The 8,065-nt window shown below is 31.2% G+C and carries 9 protein-coding genes; all 9 read left to right on the forward strand.

The features are described from left to right. Positions 1 to 310, forward strand: a 310-nt coding sequence (locus tag SMIDD26_RS12135; protein WP_246746847.1) for an Msa family membrane protein, incomplete at its 5' end; no start/stop codon positions are given. Next, the gene (locus SMIDD26_RS01495) at positions 304 to 1,176 is read left to right on the forward strand and encodes an ABC transporter ATP-binding protein (RefSeq protein WP_061438687.1); all 873 of its coding nucleotides are present in this window, start codon (positions 304 to 306) and stop codon (positions 1,174 to 1,176) included. The genes SMIDD26_RS12135 and SMIDD26_RS01495, both read left to right, overlap by 7 nt. 4 nt (positions 1,177 to 1,180) lie before the next feature. Continuing rightward, the gene (locus SMIDD26_RS01500) at positions 1,181 to 1,936 is read left to right on the forward strand and encodes a hypothetical protein (protein WP_061438688.1); all 756 of its coding nucleotides are present in this window, start codon (positions 1,181 to 1,183) and stop codon (positions 1,934 to 1,936) included. Between the two features lies 1 nt (position 1,937). Next, positions 1,938 to 3,656 carry an ABC transporter ATP-binding protein gene (locus SMIDD26_RS01505; protein ID WP_061438689.1) on the forward strand — a complete coding sequence of 573 codons (1,719 nt, stop codon included), beginning with the start codon at positions 1,938 to 1,940 and terminating at the stop codon, positions 3,654 to 3,656. Between the two features lie 224 nt (positions 3,657 to 3,880). Further along, complete coding sequence (locus SMIDD26_RS01510; RefSeq protein WP_061438690.1) at positions 3,881 to 4,591, forward strand: ABC transporter ATP-binding protein; 711 nt, start codon at positions 3,881 to 3,883, stop codon at positions 4,589 to 4,591. Between the two features lies 1 nt (position 4,592). Next, positions 4,593 to 5,378 carry an ABC transporter permease gene (locus SMIDD26_RS01515; protein WP_061438691.1) on the forward strand — a complete coding sequence of 262 codons (786 nt, stop codon included), beginning with the start codon at positions 4,593 to 4,595 and terminating at the stop codon, positions 5,376 to 5,378. A 1-nt stretch (position 5,379) separates the two neighbouring features. Further along, the gene (locus tag SMIDD26_RS01520) at positions 5,380 to 6,099 is read left to right on the forward strand and encodes an ABC transporter permease (RefSeq protein ID WP_061438692.1); all 720 of its coding nucleotides are present in this window, start codon (positions 5,380 to 5,382) and stop codon (positions 6,097 to 6,099) included. 61 nt (positions 6,100 to 6,160) lie between these two features. Then, entirely contained in the window at positions 6,161 to 6,847 is a 687-nt protein-coding gene (locus SMIDD26_RS01525) for a response regulator transcription factor (protein WP_061438693.1), read from the forward strand. Continuing rightward, positions 6,817 to 7,905 carry a sensor histidine kinase gene (locus tag SMIDD26_RS01530; protein WP_061438694.1) on the forward strand — a complete coding sequence of 363 codons (1,089 nt, stop codon included), beginning with the start codon at positions 6,817 to 6,819 and terminating at the stop codon, positions 7,903 to 7,905. The genes SMIDD26_RS01525 and SMIDD26_RS01530 overlap by 31 nt, the downstream gene beginning before the upstream one ends. Positions 7,906 to 8,065 lie beyond the last annotated feature (160 nt).

The raw sequence follows: 8,065 nt of genomic DNA on the forward strand, positions 1-8,065 counted from the left end.
GATTATTATTCATGGTTACGTATTATATAATAGTAAAAATAAAAAGGATTTAATTTATAAAAGTATCAGTTTGCCTATCATTTCAAGTGTGGCTTATATGATTTTTGCTATTTTGTCTGAAAAAATGTCTATTTGGAAAGTATTTGTGGAAAGAAATATCGTTGTATCAGATGAAATGACAGTGCAGATAGCTCAATCTCCTCTGGAGATGTCTCAGATTATTTTTGTGGTAATTTTATATCTTTCTATATCAATTGTTACTTACTATATAAAGAGTCAGAAAAATAAAAGAGGGAGTGAAAAATGTTAACAATTCATAATTTATCTAAAAAATTTGCAGGAAATGATTTCTATTCATTGAGAAATGTTAATTTGGAAATAAATAAGGGAGAAATTGTGGGGTTGATAGGTAAGAATGGGGCAGGAAAATCCACCCTCATGAAATTAATCGCCAAATCCCTTAAGCCGACGGAAGGTGAAATTTATTATAATGAAGTTGAACTGAGTTCAAAAGATTGTTTACTTCAGGATGTAGGCATTATGATTGATCCTGTATTTTATCCTGAAATGACAGTTGAAGATAATCTAAAATTTTATTTGAGATTGCATAACAAGAAAGAACTTTTCACAAATATTGAATCGACATTAAGATTAGTAGAGCTATGGGAAGTAAGGAAAAGAAAACCGAAGAATTTTTCTTTTGGAATGAAGCAAAGAACAGCTTTAGCAATAGCTCTTGTTGCAGAACCTAATTTTTTAATTTTAGATGAACCCTTTGTAGGATTGGATCCAATAGGTGTTCAAAAATTGATTGCTATTTTGAAAGAATGGGCTAGTCAGAGAAAGATATCGATGTTGATATCGAGTCATCAATTGAGTGAATTAGAATCTCTATGTGATCGTTATGTATACATAGAGTCTGGTTGTTTAGCGGATGAATTTTCTAAACCATCTGGAAGAGATGTATTGATTGAGTTGATAGATGATGTAAACAGTTCAATCCTGGAATCTTATCTGTCAGATACTGTTTATTTAGAGGATCAGTATTTAGTCCTTTCTTCGCAATCTAGTAGAGAAGAATTAAATAAAGTCTTACAATTTTTGGGTGAAAAACAGATGATTTCTTCGATTAGTATGAAAGAAAATCAGTTAAAGGATATTTTTATGGAAAGGTAGTGAAATGAAAGATATTTTTTGGGCTGTATTAAGCACAACATGGAATAGAAAAGAAAGCAAGCTATTTTTACTTTTTAGTCTAATTCCTATTCTATATTTAGCTTCTACATTTATGGAAACAAGTTTTATGAATGTAACTTCAATAGAAACTGGAGCAAAATTAAGTTTTTTAGAAATGTATGATGGTATTTTTAATCTTTCTTTCAATTCAACTCTACCAACCTTATCCTTATTTCTACTAATTTTGTCTGTAGTGAGAAGTGATATAGAATTACACCGACTTTTCTTATATAAGGATATAGAGAGGAAAAAGATTTTATTATCAAAAATACTCAGTATACTATCTTTATTTGCTTTATTTGTTTTGATTTTTTCTTTGCTAATGTTTGGTGTTTATTATTTAAGAGTTATCCATCTTCCCTTCGCTTCAGGAGAATTTTTAGGTCAGGATAGTTTGTTGGCTATATTCTCTATTTTTGGAACGATTTTACATCATGTTTTTTATATATTTCTACTAACTATGATATCGCTGTTTTTCAGTAATATTGCAAGTATTGTAAGTGGCATTATTCTACTTATTTTTACAGGGATTTTACCTCTATTTGGTAAAATTGGTTTGATTTTCCCAAATGGTTTTCGTTTATTAGCCGAGGAGGGTAATTTTCACTTAGCCTATATTGGAATTATTTCAATAACAACATTCTACTCACTTATTCTATTTTATTTTAGCTTAAAGAAATTTAGAAAGGTAGAATTTTAAAATGATAAAGCAAAAACAGTTTTATCAATATTTATTTCATTGTTTAGACAAACCAAGGTTCTTTATAGGTTTGTTCTTAAGTTTTATTAGCGCAGGAATGGGATTATTGATTCCTCAGTTTATAGGGAAAATGATGGATATGTCATTTTTGACATTTATTTTATCAAATCCGCTAATGCTAATAGGGATGCTATTATTCTTTTTATCTGTTTATACTTTACAGGCGATATCTTCTTATTTACTAGGAATGAGTGGAAATCAGGCTATGAAAAAGATGCAGGAAAGTCTTCATAGGAAAATTTTATTTTTATCAATAACAGATGTTGAAAGATATCAAGCAGGAGATTTATCAAACCGATTAACAAATGATATGTCGGTGGTATTAAAATTAATTTCGGTAACTTTTCCACAGGTCATTATGAATATATTCATTATTGTAGGGACTGCTTATTTTTTAGTTTCAATTAATTTCTATTTAACGTTAGTTAGTCTAGTACTAATATTGTGCCTATTATTTGTAACGCTTCCTATAAATGCTAAACTAGAAATGTGTTTTTTGGATCATCAAAATTTATTAGGGAGATTAGCAGGAGATTTAGGTCATAAATTTTCTAAATTCAGATTAATAAAGTCAATGAATGGTGAGAAGCAAGAAATAAAGATGATGTCTAAAGTTTTTTCTGAACTTTTCAAGAATTTTAGAAAAATATTAGCAATTTCCTCTTTTCAAAGTGCCTTGTTAAATAGTGTAATCATGTTTTTCATCTTGATTATCATTTTAATAGCTGGATGGCAAGTTCAGAAAGGAATAATGACGATAGTGACACTGACTACTTTCATTATTTATGTCATGCAGTTACTGGAACCGACTTCAGAATTAATCCAGTCTTTAGATGATTTTGCTGAAGTAAAAGGGGTAGGAACACGTGTAGTAGAGTTATTTAATTTAGCTTCAGAAGATAATAATTTCTCTTATACAGAAGTGAATGACTTCTCTATTTCCTTTGATGCTGTTTCTTTCAGTTATTCAGAACAAGAAAAACGTGTAATAGATAATTTAAGCTTTCACATTTCATCTGGGCAACATGTTGCGATTATAGGTCCAAGCGGTTCAGGTAAGACAACTATTTTTTCTTTATTGATGAAATTTTATCAATACGATGCAGGAGAGATCTTGATTGGAGGAAAAAGATTAAGGGATTTGTCTTCGGAGAATGTTCGCGATTTGATTAGTTATACTTCCCAAGATAATACTTTGTTTCATGGAACTCTAAGAGAAAATTTGAGTTATGGGAAAAATAGTAGGGTATCGGACGAGAGGATGTATTTTGTTCTAAAAGAATTAGATCTTCTTAGCTTGATGAATCAATTGCCTAAAGGTTTAGAGAGTCATATATCTGATTCTGGTCAAGGTTTATCTGAAGGTCAGAAGCAACGATTTAATATAGCACGTTCATTAATGCTTCCGAGTGATATCTATTTATTTGATGAAATTACTGCAAGTTTGGACGTAGAAACTGAGCGAATTATTACGAAGGCTGTGAACTCATTGACTGAAGGAAAGACACGACTAACAATTGCTCATCGATTATCAACGATTCGTGAAGCTGATATAGTGTTTGTTTTTGACAATAATGGAAGAATTGTAGATAAAGGTAAACATGAGGAATTACAATTAAGAAATACTAGTTACCAAAGTTATCTACAGGAACTAAATTAAAGACATTAGAAAAAGTAGTTAAGAAATTTCTGATAGAAAAATTCTTAACTACTTTTCTGCTATGTGTCTATCTCATTCTGTAAGGTGCGAGACAAATAAATACATATAATAAAATGAAACAAAATTTTAAATCTTTTTTACTCTCTAAATTCTGAAAAAAATCCGAAAATGAATGTGTAAGATATAGTTACTTTTAGAAATATTAAATAGAATAGGAGAACATGATGGAACAAAGTATTACCATTAAAAATTTATGTAAGTCATATGGTCAAACTCAAATTTTAAAAGATATTTCTTTTGAAGCAAAAGCAGGTAGAGTGACTGCTTTCCTAGGTCCAAATGGAGCTGGTAAAAGTTCAACCTTACGTATTTTATTAGGATTAGACAAAGCAACATCTGGTCTTACCAAAATTGGAGATCAAACTTATAAGGAATTAAAATTTCCTCTAAAGACTGTAGGAGCTTCATTTGACAGTGTAGGAGCTCCTGATGATCGGACTGTTTATCAACATTTGAAAATTGTTGCTGCTAGTAATGGGATATCCAGTCAGCGAATTGAACAAGTCTTGGATATGGTGGATATTAGCCATAAGAAAAAATCTAAAATTGGAAAATTATCATTAGGAGAAGGACAACGCTTGGGAATTGCAACAGCTCTACTAGGAAATCCTCAATATCTGATATTGGATGAACCGACTAATGGGTTGGATCCAAGAGGAATTCGGTGGTTTAGAGAGTTTATAAAAAACCAAGCTCAAGAAGGGAAGACAGTCTTGCTATCATCTCATATATTATCGGAAGTGGAAGCAGTAACAGATGATGTAGTTATCATAAATAAAGGCAAAGTTCTTATAAAAGGCACTTTACAAGAAGTGATGAAAAATCTTTCTTCACTAGAAGAAGTCTTCTTTAGTTTAACAGAGGGAGGAAAGTGACATGGGACTTATTTACTCTCTTCATTCTGAAATCTTTAAATTGCTTTATAAGAGAGCTACTCATGTTGTACTATTCTTAATACTGGTATTTCAAACGTTTTTAGCAAATATTGGTGCTTCTCAAATTGTTTCAGTTGGTATTCATGCTACACCAGAGACAAATCCAGAATTAGCAGAAGCTATACCTCCTATTGAATTTTTAGGTTTTGATGTCACTTTATTTGGTGTTTTTATTATGATTATCCTAGGCTCAATTTACGGAGCCGAGGAGTATAAATGCTCTGCTATTCGTACAAGTCTCCTCTCTATTACAAATCGAAGTACTTTCCTAGTTTCAAAAACATTAGTTTGGCTTGTATTTTCTTTTATCATTTCCTTTCTATCAATATTCCTTACGATTAACATGACACATTATGTTTTAGGACAAGATGGCTTATTGCTTTTTTCACTAAATGGAACAGTTTGGTTCTATATATTTTTAGCCAGTATAGCTTGGACTTTGTTGGGACTGCTAGCCTATATTATGGCTTTGACATTTAAAACAGCCATTGTTCCTCTATTATTTTTGCTTCCTCAAGTCTACAATCTAGGAACATTCTTAGCAAACTATATATCGGTTGCAAAATTTCTTCCAGTTGCATTGGGTCAAGGATTGATTGCTACATCTCCTCAAATTTTAGAACATAATAGTTTACAAAATATTTTATTTTTACTTTGTTGGAACTTCTCATTCTTGGTTTTAGCAATTTACCGCTTACTTAAGTCAGATATTGGAGGAGGCGAATAAGTTGAAAGAGCAACTTAAAAGTGAGTATCTCAAGTTTATTATGAATCCTTGGCACTGGTTGATTATAGGTGCTCTATTACTGTGTGTTCCGACGATGGTTGTTTTTTTAAATAGTAAGCCAGACCAGTTGACTCTACAGTTTGTTTTGGAACAGCTACTGCAAAGTCTCTATTTAGGACAGGTAGGTTTCATTAGTCTAGCGGTTCTATTTATAGGTCAAGAATTTACAGGTTCTAGCCTTCGTACCAGTTTTCTTACCTGTCCAAATCGTTTGAAATTTATAATCTGTAAACTAGCTATTGTATTATGTATGGAAATTGTATTATTGGTTGCTGTAATATCATTATGCATACTAATCGCGCAAGGATACTACAATATCAATCTTTTGAGTAATATTAAACATGTTCTAACAATTCTATTTCCAGCTTGTATTTCTATTCTAACCTTCTCTCTTTTAAGTGGTATTTTTGTATTTATTTCCCAGTCTTTTATCTTAATTTTGGGAATCAGTTTATCCCTTTTGTTGGGGTTGGGACAAATGTTATTACAATTCAGTTCTTTTTTTAGAAATTTACCATTACTGGCTAGTATGAATTGTTTTTATACCTATCCATTGTCTCTTTATTATCCAGTGTGGCAAGGCTTAGGGATACAAATAGTTTGGTTATTAATTGTTCTTCTATTTGCTACACTGATACTAATAGGAAGAAATGTAGGCTAAAGACAGGGGATGTTCTGTCTTTTTCTCGGTTAGTGCTATAATATAGTTAGGAGGGTGAGTTATGGCTTATAAAATTTTGGTGGTAGATGATGATCTTGCTATTCTTCGCCTAATAAAAAAAGTACTAGAATATGAAAAATATGAAGTAGTCATACGAAATAAGATAGAAGAGATTGATCTTTGTGATTTTACAGGATTTGACTTGATTTTATTAGATATTATGATGCCTGTTAGTGGTTTAGAAATCTGTCAGATGATTCGCGAGCAGATAACTGTTCCTATCTGTTTTATAACTGCTAAGGATATGGATGAAGATTTAGTAGCTGGAATCAATGCAGGTGCTGATGATTATATTATGAAGCCCTTTAGTATGCAAGAACTTTTAGCACGTGTTAAAATGCACTTGCGTCGTGAAGAACGGACTAAAGGAAATGTTCATCAAATTAAGATTGGTAAGCTTATACTATATACGGATAGTAAGGAACTATTTGTAAATGATGATAAGATTGCCTTGACAAGAAGGGAATTTGATATAGTGAATCTTTTGGCAAGCAACCCAAGTAAAATACATTCTATTGAGGAAATTTATAATTATCTATATCCACAAAGTTCAGAAGCTCTTTTACGTTCGGTTTCAGAGTACATTTATCAAATTCGTCAAAAGCTGAAACCTTATCAATTAAATCCAATTAAAACCTTATACGGTGGAGGATATCAATGGGTAGAATCAAAAGTTTTAGACAATTAATTCGAGAAACCTGTTGGAGAATTATTTGGCAGTTTAGTCTTGGCTTACTAATGGCCTATCTTATTCCCTCAGCTTCAGTATCTATACAAATAAACGAAGATGGGAAACCTTTAAACAATAGTGGTGTTCTATCAATTTTTTTCAATGTGTCATCATGGATATATATTTGTGTTCTATTGATTATTCTAATAAGTTATCACATTGGAAAATTGTTGAAAAAACTGAGTTATGAAATGACTTTGATTTATGAAAATAGTATGTGGGTGAAGAGGGAATGTACAGAAAGTTTAACGGTTAAAGAATTTCGTGAGACAGGAAATCGGATTATTGTGATGCAAGATAGAATTCGACAATTAATAGTTGATGAGAAACAGCAGAAAGAAGATTTGATGTTTCAGGTTTCAGCAGCTTCTCATGATTTAAAGACTCCCTTAACCATTATTAGGGGAAATGTGGAATTTTTGCAGACGATAACTGAAAACGACCAATCTCAAGAATGCTTAGCAGATATAGAAAGAGCTAGTCAACAGTTACTAGATTATTTCAATCAATTGATTCACTATTCTAAAACCTATTATGATGATGAGACAGGTTGGACGGAGTATTCCTCTTCAGATTTCATCAATGAATTAGAGAAAGAAGTCTCTTTTTTGATAAAAAATCAGATGAAGTTTTCTTTTGAACAAAATGTGAAAGGAACTGAAAACTATTATATAAATCCATCTCTTCTGATTCGTGCCATACAAAATATTTTAACAAATGCTTTGGAGTATGCAGATAAACAGAATCCTAAAATTAACATTAGGGTAGAGCAAGAGGGGAAAGAATTGAAAATAGGCATATGGAATAATGGCTCTGAATTTCCAGAAGAAGTTTTAACTCATTTTGGGAAGCTCTTTTATCGTATGGATAAAGCTAGATCTGTTAAAGAGCAACATTATGGTATTGGACTTAGTTTTGTATGTAGAGTTGCAAAACTACACAAAGGACGAGTTGAGCTTAGAAATAGAGATGAGGGAGCAGAAGTTTTAATAACTGTGAATTGTATTAAGTCATAGTGATTTACTTGTTAATTTATGATTGAATCGTTTTTATATGTGAGCTTTTAAACTATTTAACGTTTTAGATTAGTATAGGATGTAACAGTAGATAATAAAAACGAATGATGATATCTAGTTGATGAAAACTATTTATCATTCATTCGTTTTTTTAATTATT

The organism is Streptococcus mitis (genome assembly GCF_001579035.1).
Taxonomy (GTDB): domain Bacteria; phylum Bacillota; class Bacilli; order Lactobacillales; family Streptococcaceae; genus Streptococcus; species Streptococcus mitis_J.

Coding starts and splice junctions, on each gene's coding strand:
- SMIDD26_RS01495 (WP_061438687.1), top strand. CDS start 304: ATGTTAACAATTCATAATTTATCTAAAAAATTTGCAGGAAATGATTTC.
- SMIDD26_RS01500 (WP_061438688.1), top strand. CDS start 1,181: ATGAAAGATATTTTTTGGGCTGTATTAAGCACAACATGGAATAGAAAA.
- SMIDD26_RS01505 (WP_061438689.1), top strand. CDS start 1,938: ATGATAAAGCAAAAACAGTTTTATCAATATTTATTTCATTGTTTAGAC.
- SMIDD26_RS01510 (WP_061438690.1), top strand. CDS start 3,881: ATGGAACAAAGTATTACCATTAAAAATTTATGTAAGTCATATGGTCAA.
- SMIDD26_RS01515 (WP_061438691.1), top strand. CDS start 4,593: ATGGGACTTATTTACTCTCTTCATTCTGAAATCTTTAAATTGCTTTAT.
- SMIDD26_RS01525 (WP_061438693.1), top strand. CDS start 6,161: ATGGCTTATAAAATTTTGGTGGTAGATGATGATCTTGCTATTCTTCGC.
- SMIDD26_RS01530 (WP_061438694.1), top strand. CDS start 6,817: ATGGGTAGAATCAAAAGTTTTAGACAATTAATTCGAGAAACCTGTTGG.